This window comes from Pseudomonas frederiksbergensis (genome assembly GCF_900105495.1).
Lineage (GTDB): Bacteria > Pseudomonadota > Gammaproteobacteria > Pseudomonadales > Pseudomonadaceae > Aquipseudomonas > Aquipseudomonas frederiksbergensis.
Genome location: NZ_FNTF01000002.1, coordinates 5,977,037 through 5,991,318 on the forward strand (window position 1 = coordinate 5,977,037; position 14,282 = coordinate 5,991,318).

14 protein-coding genes are annotated in these 14,282 nt (G+C 58.1%); 3 read left to right on the forward strand and 11 right to left on the reverse strand.

Annotation, left to right across the window (positions count from 1 at the left end; genetic code table 11):
* Nucleotides 1-198: 198 nt before the first annotated feature.
* Together mutS and fdxA are read left to right on the forward strand one after the other, a co-directional pair.
* Nucleotides 199-2,778 carry a DNA mismatch repair protein MutS gene (gene mutS, locus BLW70_RS28105; protein ID WP_074879643.1) on the forward strand — a complete coding sequence of 860 codons (2,580 nt, stop codon included), beginning with the start codon at nt 199-201 and terminating at the stop codon, nt 2,776-2,778.
* A 142-nt stretch (nt 2,779-2,920) separates the two neighbouring features.
* Entirely contained in the window at nt 2,921-3,244 is a 324-nt protein-coding gene (gene fdxA / locus BLW70_RS28110; RefSeq protein ID WP_008154011.1) for a ferredoxin FdxA, read from the forward strand.
* A gap of 482 nt (nt 3,245-3,726) precedes the next feature.
* Here the strand turns inward: fdxA and rpoS are convergent, their stop codons facing one another.
* From rpoS to BLW70_RS28150, 8 genes are all read right to left on the reverse strand, one after another.
* Complete coding sequence (gene rpoS / locus BLW70_RS28115) at nt 3,727-4,734, reverse strand: RNA polymerase sigma factor RpoS (RefSeq protein ID WP_008154012.1); 1,008 nt, start codon at nt 4,732-4,734, stop codon at nt 3,727-3,729.
* 105 nt (nt 4,735-4,839) lie between these two features.
* Nucleotides 4,840-5,697: a peptidoglycan DD-metalloendopeptidase family protein gene (locus tag BLW70_RS28120; RefSeq protein ID WP_074879645.1), complete on the reverse strand. Its 858-nt coding sequence runs from the start codon at nt 5,695-5,697 to the stop codon at nt 4,840-4,842.
* Nucleotides 5,698-5,908: 211 nt separating this feature from the next.
* Nucleotides 5,909-6,544 (reverse strand): protein-L-isoaspartate(D-aspartate) O-methyltransferase, encoded by a 636-nt coding sequence (locus BLW70_RS28125; protein WP_173860469.1) that lies wholly within the window; start codon nt 6,542-6,544, stop codon nt 5,909-5,911.
* Between the two features lie 41 nt (nt 6,545-6,585).
* A complete protein-coding gene (gene surE, locus BLW70_RS28130; RefSeq protein WP_074879649.1) occupies nt 6,586-7,335 on the reverse strand; it encodes a 5'/3'-nucleotidase SurE in 750 nt (249 codons plus the stop codon).
* Nucleotides 7,323-8,381: a tRNA pseudouridine(13) synthase TruD gene (gene truD / locus BLW70_RS28135; RefSeq protein ID WP_074879652.1), complete on the reverse strand. Its 1,059-nt coding sequence runs from the start codon at nt 8,379-8,381 to the stop codon at nt 7,323-7,325. Before truD ends, surE begins: the two co-directional genes overlap by 13 nt.
* Nucleotides 8,378-8,851 (reverse strand): 2-C-methyl-D-erythritol 2,4-cyclodiphosphate synthase, encoded by a 474-nt coding sequence (gene ispF, locus BLW70_RS28140; protein ID WP_074879655.1) that lies wholly within the window; start codon nt 8,849-8,851, stop codon nt 8,378-8,380. Before ispF ends, truD begins: the two co-directional genes overlap by 4 nt.
* A gap of 43 nt (nt 8,852-8,894) precedes the next feature.
* Nucleotides 8,895-9,740 carry an S-formylglutathione hydrolase gene (gene fghA / locus BLW70_RS28145; RefSeq protein WP_074879658.1) on the reverse strand — a complete coding sequence of 282 codons (846 nt, stop codon included), beginning with the start codon at nt 9,738-9,740 and terminating at the stop codon, nt 8,895-8,897.
* An 8-nt stretch (nt 9,741-9,748) separates the two neighbouring features.
* Nucleotides 9,749-10,861: an S-(hydroxymethyl)glutathione dehydrogenase/class III alcohol dehydrogenase gene (locus tag BLW70_RS28150; RefSeq protein WP_008154027.1), complete on the reverse strand. Its 1,113-nt coding sequence runs from the start codon at nt 10,859-10,861 to the stop codon at nt 9,749-9,751.
* A 107-nt stretch (nt 10,862-10,968) separates the two neighbouring features.
* Between BLW70_RS28150 and BLW70_RS28155 the strand changes: the two genes are divergently transcribed.
* Entirely contained in the window at nt 10,969-11,865 is an 897-nt protein-coding gene (locus BLW70_RS28155; RefSeq protein WP_074879661.1) for a LysR family transcriptional regulator, read from the forward strand.
* A gap of 108 nt (nt 11,866-11,973) precedes the next feature.
* Here BLW70_RS28155 and BLW70_RS28160 read toward each other — a convergent pair whose 3' ends face one another.
* The 3 genes from BLW70_RS28160 to ftsB all read right to left on the reverse strand — a co-directional run bounded on the left by BLW70_RS28160 (nt 11,974) and on the right by ftsB (nt 14,150).
* Complete coding sequence (locus tag BLW70_RS28160) at nt 11,974-12,921, reverse strand: IS110 family RNA-guided transposase (RefSeq protein ID WP_074871984.1); 948 nt, start codon at nt 12,919-12,921, stop codon at nt 11,974-11,976.
* Between the two features lie 246 nt (nt 12,922-13,167).
* A complete protein-coding gene (gene ispD / locus BLW70_RS28165; protein WP_074879664.1) occupies nt 13,168-13,875 on the reverse strand; it encodes a 2-C-methyl-D-erythritol 4-phosphate cytidylyltransferase in 708 nt (235 codons plus the stop codon).
* On the reverse strand, nt 13,872-14,150 hold the full coding sequence (ftsB, locus tag BLW70_RS28170) for a cell division protein FtsB (RefSeq protein WP_008028992.1): 279 nt from the start codon (nt 14,148-14,150) through the stop codon (nt 13,872-13,874). Before ftsB ends, ispD begins: the two co-directional genes overlap by 4 nt.
* Between the last annotated feature and the right edge of the window lie 132 nt (nt 14,151-14,282).

The following is a 14,282-nucleotide window of genomic DNA, read 5'->3' on the forward strand; positions in this document are numbered from 1 at the left end:
CTTGTTCTTTTCGCGGAAGACAAATGCCAAATTGCATAAATTGCGCATATGCGGTGCATACACCGAAGAAATGTATCGCGGGGCTTTCATGCCTGCGTCGGGTGGACCGCCCATGTTAACCTTGCGCCCATCGCGGAAAAGCCGGGCCGATGCCCCTCCTTTGCCCTACACCTTTCAACGAATTTGCCTGATTATCCGATGAATAAAGCCCTTTCTGATCTGTCCTCCCACACGCCAATGATGCAGCAGTACTGGCGCCTGAAAAACCAGCACCCTGACCAGTTGATGTTCTACCGCATGGGCGACTTCTACGAGATCTTCTATGAAGACGCGAAGAAGGCCGCCAAGTTGCTGGACATCACCTTGACCGCCCGTGGGCAGTCGGCGGGCCAGGCGATTCCGATGTGTGGGATTCCTTACCACGCCGCGGAAGGTTACCTGGCGAAACTGGTCAAGCTCGGCGAGTCGGTGGTGATCTGTGAGCAGGTCGGCGACCCGGCGACCAGCAAGGGACCGGTGGATCGTCAGGTGGTGCGGATCATCACGCCGGGTACGGTCAGCGATGAAGCGCTGCTGGATGAGCGTCGGGACAACCTGATCGCAGCGGTGCTGGGTGACGAGCGTCTGTTCGGCCTGGCGGTGCTGGATATCACCAGCGGCAACTTCACCGTGCTGGAGATCAAGGGCTGGGAAAACCTGCTGGCGGAACTGGAGCGGGTCAATCCGGTAGAACTGATGATCCCGGACGATTGGCCGAAAGACCTGCCGGCGGAGAAACGTCGTGGGGTTCGTCGCCGCGCGCCGTGGGATTTCGAGCGTGACTCGGCACTGAAAAGTCTTTGCCAGCAGTTTTCCACCCAGGACCTGAAAGGTTTCGGCTGCGAGAACCTGACCCTGGCCATCGGCGCCGCCGGTTGCCTGCTCAGCTACGCCAAGGAAACCCAGCGCACCGCCCTGCCCCATTTGCGCAGCCTGCGCCATGAACGCCTGGACGACACCGTGGTGCTGGACGGCGCGAGCCGTCGCAACCTGGAACTGGACACCAACCTGGCCGGCGGTCGCGACAACACGTTGCAATCGGTGGTCGATCGCTGCCAGACCGCCATGGGCAGCCGTCTGCTGACCCGCTGGCTGAACCGCCCGCTGCGGGATTTGACCGTATTGCTGGCGCGCCAGACCTCGATCACCTGCCTGCTCGACGGTTACCGTTTCGAGAAACTGCAACCGCAGCTCAAGGAAATCGGCGACATCGAGCGGATCCTGGCGCGGATCGGCCTGCGTAATGCCCGTCCTCGCGACCTGGCTCGCCTGCGCGATGCGCTTGGTGCATTGCCTGAGTTGCAAGTGGCGATGACGGAGCTGGAAGCTCCGCACATCATTCAACTGGCGAAGACCACCAGCATCTACCCGGAACTGGCGGCGCTGCTGGCAAAAGCCATCATCGACAACCCACCGGCCGTTATCCGTGACGGCGGCGTGTTAAAAACCGGATACGACGCCGAACTGGACGATTTGCAATCGCTCAGCGAAAACGCCGGGCAATTCCTGATCGACCTCGAAGCCCGCGAGAAGGCCCGTACCGGTCTGTCGCACCTGAAAGTCGGTTACAACCGCATTCATGGCTACTTCATCGAGTTACCAAGCAAGCAGGCTGAATCGGCGCCGGCAGACTATATCCGTCGCCAGACGTTGAAAGGTGCCGAGCGCTTCATTACGCCGGAACTGAAGGCATTCGAGGACAAGGCCCTGTCGGCGAAGAGCCGCGCCCTGGCGCGCGAGAAGATGCTCTATGAAGCACTGCTCGAAGATTTGATCGCCCAGTTGCCGCCGTTGCAGGACACCGCGGCGGCACTGGCCGAACTGGACGTGCTGAGCAACCTTGCCGAGCGCGCGCTGAACCTCGATCTGAACTGTCCGCGCTTCGTCAGCGAGCCGTGCATGCGCATCAGCCAGGGTCGTCACCCGGTGGTCGAGCAAGTGCTGACCACGCCGTTCGTGGCCAACGACCTGAGCCTCGATGACAACACCCGCATGTTGGTGATTACCGGTCCGAACATGGGCGGTAAATCCACCTACATGCGCCAGACCGCACTGATCGTGCTGCTGGCACACATCGGCAGCTTCGTGCCGGCGGCCAGTTGCGAGTTGTCTCTGGTGGATAGGATCTTTACCCGGATCGGTTCCAGTGATGACCTGGCCGGCGGACGTTCGACCTTCATGGTTGAAATGAGCGAAACCGCGAACATTCTGCACAACGCCACCGAGCGCAGCCTGGTGCTGATGGACGAAGTCGGTCGCGGCACCAGCACCTTCGACGGTCTGTCCCTGGCGTGGGCGGCGGCCGAACGCCTGGCGCATCTGCGGGCTTATACGCTGTTTGCCACCCACTACTTCGAGCTGACCGTGTTGCCGGAAGCCCAGCCATTGGTGGCTAACGTCCACCTTAACGCCACCGAGCACAACGAACGCATCGTGTTCCTGCACCACGTGCTGCCAGGGCCTGCCAGCCAAAGCTACGGCCTTGCGGTAGCGCAGTTGGCCGGTGTGCCGAGCGAAGTGATCGTGCGCGCTCGCGAACACTTGGGCCGGCTGGAAGCGACCGCACTGCCTCATGAAGCTCCCAAGACCGCCAAAGGCAAACCAGCCACGCCGCAACAGAGCGACATGTTCGCCAGCCTGCCGCATCCGGTGCTGGATGATCTGGCCAAACTTGATCTGGACGACATGACGCCGCGTCGTGCGCTCGAAATGCTCTATACACTAAAGACACGGATCTAACGCACTTGCCTGCAAGCTGTTAGAATCTCGCGCGGTTTGGGATGCTGCTGGCTTATAGCCTGACCAGCAGACTATCGCTCCCAAACCTGGCGACCCCAACGTGAAGGGGCTCCGCTGCCGCCGCCTGAGGAGAAAATTAGAAATGACCTTCGTCGTCACCGACAACTGCATCAAGTGCAAGTACACCGACTGCGTAGAAGTGTGTCCGGTGGACTGCTTTTACGAAGGCCCGAATTTCCTGGTGATTCACCCGGATGAGTGCATCGACTGCGCACTGTGCGAACCAGAATGCCCTGCCGTGGCCATCTTCTCCGAAGATGAAGTCCCGGAAGACATGCAGCAATTCATTCAGCTGAACGTTGAGCTGGCGGAAATCTGGCCCAACATCACCGAGAAGAAAGAATCTTTGCCCGATGCCGAAGAGTGGGATGGTGTCAAAGGCAAGATCAAAGATCTCGAACGCTGATTGCCCCCGCGTTCCCGAAAAGGCCCCTTGTGGGCCTTTTTGCTTTTCTGCAGGCAAAAAAAGGGGCGGTTTGACCCGCCCACATTTTTTCCCTATTCCCTGTGTTCCTTTTCATCGTCCTGATGAATCGCTTCCTGCGATGTCCTTCCCCTCATCCTTGAAGGGTGTGTCTGTCCGTCGACACAGTTCAGATACTAGAGAATTCCCTACCAAGAGCAATCGCCTCCAATAGCTGAAGTTTTCTGTCACACGCTATTCACATAAAAAAATAAGCATACAAATCAATAAGTTAATCTTCGCTCTTGTAGGAATATGTACGACTGCTACGCATTGAAATTAGCGAACACTTACGAAAGAGTAAGCAAACTCTTACAGCGGGAGACTACAAACCAGAGGAACTACGGACGGAACTCCCAGCCTGTCTTCCAGGCAATAAAAAACCCCGAACAGTCGGGGCTTTTTAATGCCAGCCAGAAAATTACTTATTGAAACAGCGACTCGCTCGACAGGCCGTTCTTCTCGAGAATCTCCCGAAGACGCTTCAGGCCTTCAACCTGAATCTGTCTGACCCGCTCCCGGGTCAGGCCAATTTCCAGGCCTACATCTTCAAGCGTGCTGCTCTCGTGACCGCGCAGGCCGAAGCGGCGTATCACCACTTCGCGTTGCTTGTCGGTCAACTCCGAGAGCCATTGATCAATGCTCTGGGACAGGTCGTCATCCTGCAACAGTTCACATGGATCGGTTGGACGGTCATCGGTAAGGGTGTCCAGCAGGGTTTTATCCGAATCCGGACCCAGTGAGACGTCGACCGAAGAAACCCGTTCGTTCAGGCCGAGCATGCGCTTGACCTCGCCCACCGGTTTTTCCAGCAGGTTGGCAATTTCTTCGGGTGAGGGTTCGTGATCGAGTTTTTGCGTCAGCTCCCGTGCAGCCCGCAGGTACACGTTGAGCTCTTTGACCACATGAATCGGCAACCGGATGGTCCGGGTCTGGTTCATGATCGCGCGCTCGATGGTCTGACGAATCCACCAGGTCGCGTAGGTCGAAAAGCGGAAGCCGCGTTCGGGGTCGAACTTCTCTACCGCCCGGATAAGACCGAGGTTGCCCTCTTCGATCAGGTCAAGCAGCGACAGACCCCGATTGACGTAACGCCGGGCGATTTTCACCACCAGCCGCAGGTTACTTTCAATCATGCGTTTGCGCCCGGCCGGATCTCCACTTTGCGACAAGCGCGCAAAATGAACTTCTTCTTCGGGGGATAGCAGGGGGGAAAAACCAATCTCATTGAGGTACAGCTGCGTGGCATCGAGCGCACGCGTGTAGTCAATGTACTTGTGTTGCTTTAACGAGGCGGAGTGTTTGGATTTGGCACGAACGGAAGGTGGAGCAGCCCCTTCATCATTCGACATCGAATCCGTACCGATGCCGGTCTCCATCAGGAGAACCTCATCGTCGATGTCAAACTCCGGCACTTCTTTACTGAGAGCCATTGTTATAGTCCTTTGGTGAGTTCGACCTCAGGCTCAAGCGGCGCCTTTATCCCTGGCAACGCTGGAACCTGTTCCCTCTACGCGACGGAACAGGCTGGAAAGCGATCAACGACGTGGCAGGAATTGCAGCGGATCTACTGGTTTACCTTGTCGGCGAATCTCAAAATGCAGCTTCACCCGGTCTGTACCCGTTGACCCCATTTCGGCAATTGTCTGTCCGACCTTGACCTGCTGCCCCTCCCGAACCAACAGCCTGCGGTTATGTCCGTAGGCACTGACGTAGGTGTCGCTGTGTTTGATGATGACTAATTCGCCGTAGCCCCTTAAGCCACTCCCGGCGTATACCACCGTCCCATCAGACGCAGCTAAAACAGGCTGTCCCAAATCCCCGGCGATATCAATTCCTTTATTCAAACTCCCGTTTGAAGAGAATTTTCCAATAAGAATGCCATTAGATGGCCACCCCCAGCCGGTCGGGGCCGGACCGGCAGGAGGCATCGGAGCAGGGGTCGGCTTGCTGCCGACGGACGGTGTAACCACCGCTGTACTGGTGGTTGCGCCATTCGCCTGGCGCCGGATTACCGTGGTTTTCAGCGACGAAGAAGGCGTTGAATCGGCGGTGCTGGCCATCGGCGTCGGCGTTGAACCGGTGCGACCGTCAAAGCGAATCGTCTGACCCGGATGGATCGTGTAAGGCGTAGGAATGTTGTTGCGTGCCGCGAGGGCTTTGTAGTCCCAACCGTAGCGAAAGGCAATGGAGAACAAGGTGTCTTTAGGCCGGACGACGTATTGACCCGTGGTCACTGCCGGACGCTGGGCGACGGCTTTGTTGCGATCGACGACGCGAACATCACTCGACTTGTTGCTGGAGCAACCTACCAGCAAGGTGCTCAAGACAAGGCCAGTCACCAGGCGCTGAAAGCTCGTTTTACCCATTCGCTGCGCAATGACTGTGAGACTCACCCGCCGCTCCCTTTGTGGTGGCTGAAAATGTGGATTGCCGTGTTCCGGCATGAAATGTCGCAAGTATAACGAGCCGTGCAGGCTTTACCTTTAATGAAGCGAAATGGCTTCGCGCACACGTTTGCTGCCTGACGATGAAATCCGTTTAACTGATCGATGCCGGTGTAAGACACAAGCAATCGAAGAGAATTCAGCGCCCTGAAACAAATGCTCAGGCCAGTGGCCCATTGAGCAACGGGACGAAGCGAACAGCCCCCAGCACACGCCGGGAAAAGCCCTGCTCTTCCCGGATGATCAGCATCAATTGTTGAACCTCGCCCGAGCCGACCGGAATCACCAGCCGCCCTCCCGGTGCCAACTGATCGAGCAGCGCCTGAGGTACATCGGTCGCCACCGCCGTCACGATAATGCCGTTGTAAGGCGCCAGCGCCGGCCAGCCTTCCCAACCATCGCCCCAGCGGAACACTACGTTGCGCAGGTTCAGTTCCACCAGGCGTTCCTTGGCCCGGTCCTGCAGAACCTTGATGCGCTCGACTGAAAATACCCGTTCGACCAGTTGCGACAGTACCGCCGTCTGATAGCCCGAGCCGGTGCCGATTTCCATCACCTTGTCGAGAGGACCTGCCTCCAGCAGCAGCTCGCTCATGCGAGCCACCATATAAGGCTGCGAGATGGTCTGGTTATTGCCGATCGGCAGTGCCGTGTCTTCGTAGGCACGATGAGCCAGCGCCTCGTCGACAAACAGGTGACGCGGTGTACGGCGAATGACTTCCAGCACCTTGGCGTTGGAAATTCCTTCTTCATACAGGCGTTGAATGAGGCGCTCACGAGTCCGTTGCGAGGTCATCCCGATACCACGACGCAGAATATCGTCTTGTTCACGAGCCATTAGTTCAGCCCCTCCAGCCAGCCATCGAGACTTCTGAAGGCATCATTAAAGGTGCGATCCAGTTGCAGTGGGGTGATTGAAACATAGCCTTGCATCACCGCATGAAAATCGGTGCCCGGGCCGCCATCTTCGGCATCCCCCGCCGCCGCAATCCAGTAACCGGATTTGCCGCGCGGATCGACCACTTTGATCGGCGCCGCAGCACGTGCGCGATGACCGAGGCGGGTCAGTTGAACACCGCGAATATGGTCCAGCGGCAAATTCGGAATGTTCACGTTCAGTACCGTACGCGGTGGCAGTTCAAGGTCCGCGTGAGCCTCTACCAGTTTGCGCGCGAAGTACGCGGCTGTGGGAAGGTTCTCCACTTGCCGTGAGACCAACGAAAAGGCAAACGAAGGGCGCGCCAGGAAACGTCCCTCAAGGGCTGCCGCCACGGTGCCGGAATACAACACGTCATCACCCAGGTTGGCGCCCAGGTTGATACCTGAAACCACCATGTCCGCCTCGCACTCCAGCAAGCCATTAAGGCCCAGGTGCACGCAATCGGTCGGTGTGCCATTGAGGCTGATAAAGCCGTTGGCCAGGGTTTGCGGGTGTAACGGACGGTCGAGCGTCAGCGAGCTGCTGGCGCCGCTTTTGTCTTGGTCCGGGGCGATAACCACGCATTCGGTGTAATCCGCCAGCGCAGCATAAAGCGCGGCGAGACCGGGTGCGGTTACCCCATCGTCGTTAGAAATCAGAATACGCATGGGCTGTCCGTCTGCCCCACCGGCACCAGATCAACAAGCTCGCGCACCAATACGGTGGCAAAGCATCCGGCCGGAAGGACGAATTCCAGTTGCAGAATGTCAGGCTCGGGATAATGCCACGTCAACCCACCAATGGGCAGTCGCAGGATGCGACGTTCGTGGCTCATACCGGCGTTAATCAACCAATCACGCAAGTCCGCTTCGCGCGTGGCGATTGCCTGCTCCAGTTCATGGACAGCGCCAGTGGCCGGCGAGTCACCTTCGCCCCACTGCGGACCGGTCGGGTGCAGATCGAGAATCGCCAGGCGCGGGTCGCTGCACTCGGCTTCACCGGCCGGAAAGAAGCTGCGACTGTCGGTGAAGGCCAGCAGATCGCCAACCAGGGCACGCTGCCAGGTGCCATCGGCGACACGCGCCGCCAACACCTGATTAAACAGAAAGCTGCGCGCCGTAGAGAGCAGACGCGAACGCACGTTGCGCTGCTCCGGCAACGCTTTACGCGCCGCCCAGGCACGGGCATCGACCACGTTACCGCCGTCAAACCCAAAACGCTGGGCGCCGAAATAATTGGGAATACCTTGCTTGGCGATCAGTTGCAGACGCTCGTCGATCGCCGCTTTGTCGCCAGCGAATTGCGTCAGTCGCAACGTGAAACCATTGGCCGAGTGAGCACCGCGTTGCAGCTTGCGTTTGTGCCGGCCGGTCTTGAGGATCTTCAGCGTATCGTTTTCTGCCGCCGACAGATCAGGATCAGCCTTGCCCGGTAGTTGCACGCTGAACCATTGGCGAGTCAGCGCCTGACGATCCTTGAGGCCCGCGTAACTGACGGTGCGCAATGGCACGCCCGCCGCCTTGGCGATCCGTCGTGCCGCTTCTTCGGTATTCAGACCGCGTTTTTCCACCCAGATCCACAAGTGCTCGCCGTCGCCACTGAGGGGAATGTTGAGGACTTCATCGACCTGGAAATCTTCCGCCGTGGCTTTCAGCACTGCAGTGCCGAGGGCTTCGCCATAGGCCCGCGGGCCGAGCAATTGCAGTTCGTTCATGCGCGCAGCAACAAGGCAATGGAGTGCACGGCAATGCCTTCTTCGCGACCGACAAAGCCGAGCTTTTCGGTGGTGGTAGCTTTCACGTTCACTTGATCCAACTCAACTTGAAGATCCGCGGCAATCAGCGCGCGCATCGATTCGATATGCGGGGCCATTTTCGGCGCCTGGGCGACGATGGTGTTATCGACGTTGCCGACTTTCCAGCCCTTGGCGTGGATCAGTGCGATGACGTGGCGCAACAGCACTCGGCTGTCGGCGCCTTTGTATGTCGGGTCGGTGTCCGGGAAATGTTTGCCGATATCACCCAGCGCAGCGGCGCCGAGCAAGGCATCGCTCAAGGCGTGCAGCAGGACGTCACCGTCGGAATGAGCGAGCAGCCCGAAGCCGTGTGCAATGCGCACGCCGCCCAGTGTAATGAAATCGCCTTCAGCGAAACGGTGCACATCATAGCCGTGGCCAATACGCATAAAAAAACGCCCCGATTTTTGTCAGGGCGTGATTCTACCTGCATTAGGCGCCTAGGGCGCGTGCGTGATGCTGCAAGTGGTCATCAATGAAGCTGGCGATGAAGAAATAGCTGTGGTCGTAGCCGGGTTGCAGGCGCAACGTCAGCGGATGACCGGCCAGTTTGGCGGCCTGTTGCAAGGCTTCAGGCTTAAGCTGGGTGGCGAGGAAATCGTCGCGATCACCTTGATCGACCAACAGCGGCAACTTCTCGTTCGCTTCGGCAATCAGGACGCAGGCATCCCATTCGCGCCATTTCGAACGGTCTTCACCCAAGTAGCGGGAAAAGGCTTTCTGCCCCCAAGGACAGTCCATCGGATTGTTGATCGGCGAGAACGCCGACACCGACTGATAGCGTCCCGGATTACGCAATGCGCAGACCAGTGCGCCGTGGCCGCCCATGGAATGACCGCTGATGCCGCGCTTGTCCGACGCCGGGAAATGGGCTTCGACCAATGCGGGCAATTCCTGCACGACATAGTCATGCATCCGATAGTGCCGCGACCAGGGTTCCTGCGTGGCATTCAGATAAAACCCGGCACCGAGACCGAAGTCCCAGGCGCCATCCGGATCACCCGGCACATCAGGACCGCGAGGGCTGGTGTCCGGGGCAACGATGATCAGTCCCAGCTCGGCGGCCATGCGCATGGCGCCAGCCTTTTGCATGAAGTTTTCGTCGGTGCAGGTCAGGCCGGACAACCAGTACAGCACAGGCAACTTGCCGCCCTGCTCCGCTTGCGGCGGCAGGTACACGGCAAACACCATGTCGCAGCCGAGCACATCGGAGCGATGCCGATAGCGTTTGTGCCAGCCGCCGAAGCTTTTCTGGCAGGAGATATTTTCCAGGCTCATGACCGACCTCAGAAATGAATGACGGAACGGATGCTCTTGCCTTCATGCATCAGGTCGAACGCCTTGTTGATATCTTCCAGGCCCATGGTGTGGGTGATGAACGTATCCAGCGGGATTTCGCCGGTTTCAGCCATCTCGACATAGCTTGGCAACTCGGTACGGCCACGCACGCCGCCGAACGCCGAACCGCGCCAGACGCGACCGGTCACCAGCTGGAATGGACGGGTGGAGATTTCCTGGCCAGCACCGGCGACGCCGATGATTACCGACTCGCCCCACCCCTTGTGGCAGCACTCGAGTGCAGCACGCATCAATTGGACATTGCCGATGCATTCGAAGGAAAAGTCGACGCCGCCGTCGGTCATGTCGACGATGACTTCCTGGATCGGACGATCGAAATCTTTCGGGTTCACACAATCGGTTGCACCCAACTGCTTGGCGATCTCGAACTTGGCCGGGTTGATGTCGATGGCGATGATCCGCGCAGCCTTGGCTTTGACAGCACCGATGACTGCCGACAGACCGATGCCGCCGAGACCGAAAATAGCGACGGTATCACCTGGTTTTACCTTGGCGGTATTAAGAACGGCACCGATGCCGGTGGTGACACCGCAGCCCAGCAGGCAGACTTTCTCCAGTGGCGCTTCTTTTTGAATTTTGGCGACGGAAATTTCCGGCAGCACGGTGTACTCGGAGAACGTCGAGGTCCCCATGTAGTGAAAAATGGGTTGGCCTTTGTAGGAAAAGCGCGAAGTGCCATCCGGCATCAGGCCTTTACCCTGAGTCGCGCGAATCGCCTGGCACAGGTTGGTTTTACCCGACAGACAGAATTTGCACTGGCGGCATTCCGGGGTGTACAGCGGGATCACGTGATCACCGACGGCCACGGAGGTAACGCCTTCACCGATCGCCTCGACCACCGCGCCACCTTCGTGACCGAGGATCGACGGGAAGATACCTTCCGGGTCAGCGCCCGACAGTGTGTAGGCGTCGGTATGGCAGACACCGGAGGCAACCACACGCAGCAGGACTTCACCGGCCTTGGGCATGGCGACATCGACTTCAACGATCTCGAGGGGTTTCTTGGCCTCGAAGGCAACGGCAGCGCGCGACTTGATCATGTGGATTCTCCAGTGAATTAAAACAAGACAAGGAGTGTAATACAGCGCCTTACGATGAATAATCCAGGCAAAAGCAAAACATTATTGCCATACAGGGATAATCCTTGATGTCCGAAAACCGCTGGGAAGGTATCGACGAGTTTGTCGCCGTGGCCGAGTGCAGTCAGTTCACGGCTGCCGCAGAACGCCTCGGGGTTTCGTCCTCCCACATCAGTCGACAAATAGTACGTCTCGAAGAGCGCCTTCAGACGCGACTGCTGTATCGCAGCACCCGCCGGGTCACGCTGACCGAAGCCGGGCAAACCTTCCTGCAACATTGCCAGCGCCTGCAGGATGGTCGCGAAGAAGCACTGCGTGCGGTGGGCGACCTGACCAGCGAACCCAAAGGCATGCTGCGCATGACTTGCGCCGTAGCGTACGGCGAACGATTTATCGTGCCGCTGGTAACCCGTTTCATGGGGCTCTATCCGCAACTGCGCATCGACATCGAACTGAGCAATCGTCAACTCGACCTCGTGCACGAAGGGCTGGACCTGGCGATCCGTCTCGGTCGCCTGCAGGACTCGCGGCTGGTAGCGACACGCCTGGCGCCACGACGCATGTACCTGTGTGCATCGCCGTCCTATCTGGAACGCTACGGCCGGCCGCACAGTTTGTCGGAACTGAGCCGCCACAACTGCCTCATCGGTAGCTCGGACATCTGGCAACTGGAACAGAACGGGCGGGAATTTTCCCAGCGAGTGCAGGGAAACTGGCGCTGCAACAGTGGGCAAGCGGTGCTGGATGCGGCGTTACAGGGAGTGGGTTTGTGTCAGTTGCCGGACTACTACGTGCTGGAGCACCTTAAAAGCGGCGAGTTGATTTCGCTGCTGGAAGCCCACCAACCGCCGAACACTGCCGTGTGGGCGCTTTATCCGCAGCAGCGGCATCTGTCGCCAAAGGTGCGCAAGTTGGTGGATTACTTGAAGGAAGGGTTGGCTGAGCGGCCGGAGTATCGGAGTTAAGTCCTAGGTTGCCTGCAACATAGAATCTCCCACAGGGGTCGCTGGCAAACACCGAAAAGCCGGTCAACGCAAAACACTGTGGGAGATTCTATGGTTGAGGGAAAGCCCTCAACTGGCTTTTGGCTGATATTCGCTTTGCCCTTTCAGCAAGGCGAATACCACCCGAGCAAGCTTGCGAGCCAGCATCACCAGCGCCTGAGTGGTGCTGAAACCCCGCGTTCTTTGTTCTTCGTAATACCCTTTCCAGGCTTTCGTACGGCTAGCCGACATCGCTGCATTGTGCAGAAGTCGGCGGGCCTCGGGGTCGCCGCGCTTGGTCAAACTGCGGCGAGCGTCCTTCTGTCCTGATTTCGCCACCCGTAAATCCATGCCCAGGAAGGCGATAAAGGCATCCGCGTTTCTAAAATCTCCTCGCTGAAATGCAGTTATCAAGCGGGCCCCAGTCAAAAATCCAATACCCTCAACTTTCAGGCAGCGCTTCAATTGACCGAGCAAACCGGCTTCTTTGAGCTGATCGTTGATCGTCTTTTCGATCAGCGTCTCAAGCTGCTGCATGGACTTCACTTGCTCGGCAAAAGCCGCCTTAAGCAGCGGCTCATTCGACCAGCTCTGCACCAGGCCGACCCTGGCCTGGACCAAGGCTGCGCGGCGGCGGAAAAGGCTCAGGAGCTGGCGGTACAGCGGTGAGGGCGGGGTCCAAGGACGCAACTCCTCGGCTTCGTTCTTCAGGTAACGAGCCAGTAGCTTGGCATCCAGTGCGTCGGTTTTGGCGCGGATCTTCACGCCTTCGCGATAATGTTTGAGCTCATAGCCTCCCACCATGTAAATCGTGCAACCGGCCTCATAGGCCAGATCAGCGAAGTCCAGGTGGTAAATGTTGGTCGCCTCAATGGCAATAGCCACCGTCCCCGACAACGCCTTCAGCCACTGTTTGATGGATGTTTTGGTGTTGGGAATCTCTTCAAGCAAATCCCCATCAGACTGATAAATCACCAGTTCATTCTTGGCGACATCCACACCTACGATCGGCTTTGTGACAGAAACCGGCATTGCCATTGGATTTCCTCCGGGATATGGTTTTAAGCACTTGAAGGGCTCACCCAGAGGCGCAGGCTTGTTCCTATCGTCGGTCTAGCCAGATGCATTCTTTATCGGCGCTTGGGTGAAAGGAGGAGGGGCGAAATCTCCCACGGTCTGTACTGCGTCAACAGTCAGAATCGAGCCTTGTCCCTCCTCCTCCCTTCAAGTCCTACCATACAAGCGAGCCTGCTCGCGATGGCGGCAGAACAGTCAACAAGTCATTCAGCGGCGGTTAGCCCAACGCTGGCGCAACCATTCGAGATCTTCAGGGCGCGTGACCTTGAGATTGTCGGACCGGCCTTCAATCAGTCGCGGCGCCAGCCCCGCCCACTCCATCGCCGAAGCTTCGTCAGTAATCACGGCATCGGCCACCAGGCTGTCCGCCAAAGCCCGATGCAATGCACCCAGGCGAAACATCTGCGGCGTATAGGCTTGCCAGATCACACTGCGGTCCACGGTTTCGACCACACGACCGTGCTTGTCGACCCGTTTGAGGGTATCGCGTGCCGGAACCGCCAGCAGTCCGCCAACCGGATCATCAGCGAGCTCACCCAGCAATTTGTCCAGATCATCACGACTCAGATTCGGCCGCGCCGCATCGTGAACCAGCACCCAATCGTCATCGTCAGCGCCTTGCGCATGCAAATGCAGCAACGCATTGAGTACCGACCCGGAACGTTCGGAACCACCTTCAACCCGCTGAATTCGTGGATCGCCAGCGCATGCCAGGTTCGGCCAATAAGGATCATCAACAGCAAGACTGACCACCAACCCTTTCAGGGAAGGATGATCAAGGAAACAGCCGAGGCTGTGTTCGAGAATAGTGCGCCCGTCCAATTGCAAATATTGCTTGGGACGGTCCGCGGCCATACGGGCACCGACGCCCGCGGCAGGAATTACAGCCCAGAAGGCCGGTAACGAAAGGTTCATTGAGCCAGCTGGTAAAGGGTTTCACCGTCCTTGACCATGCCCAACTCATGACGAGCCCGCTCTTCAACGGTCTCCATGCCCTTTTTCAATTCACTGACTTCAGCGTCCATCACCCGATTGCGCTCAAGCAGCCCCTCATTCTCAGCGTGTTGATCTGCGATCTGCTGAGTCAGTTCGGCCACTTGCGCCAGACTGCCATTACCCACCCACAGGCGGTATTGCAGGCCAGCCAGCAGCAGGAGCAAGACGAGGAACAACCAATTGGGACTGCGCATCGAATATCAGGTATCCAGTGAAAAAAGACAGCCATGCCAAAACTTTGAAGCTTCTGATAGCACGAAGCCTGGAAGATCCAGGCTTGTGCTTATAAGGCATCAGATTAGTGGCAAATCCATCGCTGCTGCGAT

What these genes read in the sequence shown, in the direction of transcription:
- surE (WP_074879649.1), bottom strand. Translation starts at nt 7,335, where the DNA reads ATGCGTATTCTGATTTCTAACGACGATGGGGTAACCGCACCCGGTCTC.
- fdxA (WP_008154011.1), top strand. Translation starts at nt 2,921, where the DNA reads ATGACCTTCGTCGTCACCGACAACTGCATCAAGTGCAAGTACACCGAC.
- rpoS (WP_008154012.1), bottom strand. Translation starts at nt 4,734, where the DNA reads ATGGCTCTCAGTAAAGAAGTGCCGGAGTTTGACATCGACGATGAGGTT.
- BLW70_RS28150 (WP_008154027.1), bottom strand. Translation starts at nt 10,861, where the DNA reads ATGATCAAGTCGCGCGCTGCCGTTGCCTTCGAGGCCAAGAAACCCCTC.
- BLW70_RS28155 (WP_074879661.1), top strand. Translation starts at nt 10,969, where the DNA reads ATGTCCGAAAACCGCTGGGAAGGTATCGACGAGTTTGTCGCCGTGGCC.
- BLW70_RS28125 (WP_173860469.1), bottom strand. Translation starts at nt 6,544, where the DNA reads ATGACCTCGCAACGGACTCGTGAGCGCCTCATTCAACGCCTGTATGAA.
- ispD (WP_074879664.1), bottom strand. Translation starts at nt 13,875, where the DNA reads ATGAACCTTTCGTTACCGGCCTTCTGGGCTGTAATTCCTGCCGCGGGC.
- ftsB (WP_008028992.1), bottom strand. Translation starts at nt 14,150, where the DNA reads ATGCGCAGTCCCAATTGGTTGTTCCTCGTCTTGCTCCTGCTGCTGGCT.
- fghA (WP_074879658.1), bottom strand. Translation starts at nt 9,740, where the DNA reads ATGAGCCTGGAAAATATCTCCTGCCAGAAAAGCTTCGGCGGCTGGCAC.
- truD (WP_074879652.1), bottom strand. Translation starts at nt 8,381, where the DNA reads ATGAACGAACTGCAATTGCTCGGCCCGCGGGCCTATGGCGAAGCCCTC.
- ispF (WP_074879655.1), bottom strand. Translation starts at nt 8,851, where the DNA reads ATGCGTATTGGCCACGGCTATGATGTGCACCGTTTCGCTGAAGGCGAT.
- BLW70_RS28160 (WP_074871984.1), bottom strand. Translation starts at nt 12,921, where the DNA reads ATGGCAATGCCGGTTTCTGTCACAAAGCCGATCGTAGGTGTGGATGTC.
- mutS (WP_074879643.1), top strand. Translation starts at nt 199, where the DNA reads ATGAATAAAGCCCTTTCTGATCTGTCCTCCCACACGCCAATGATGCAG.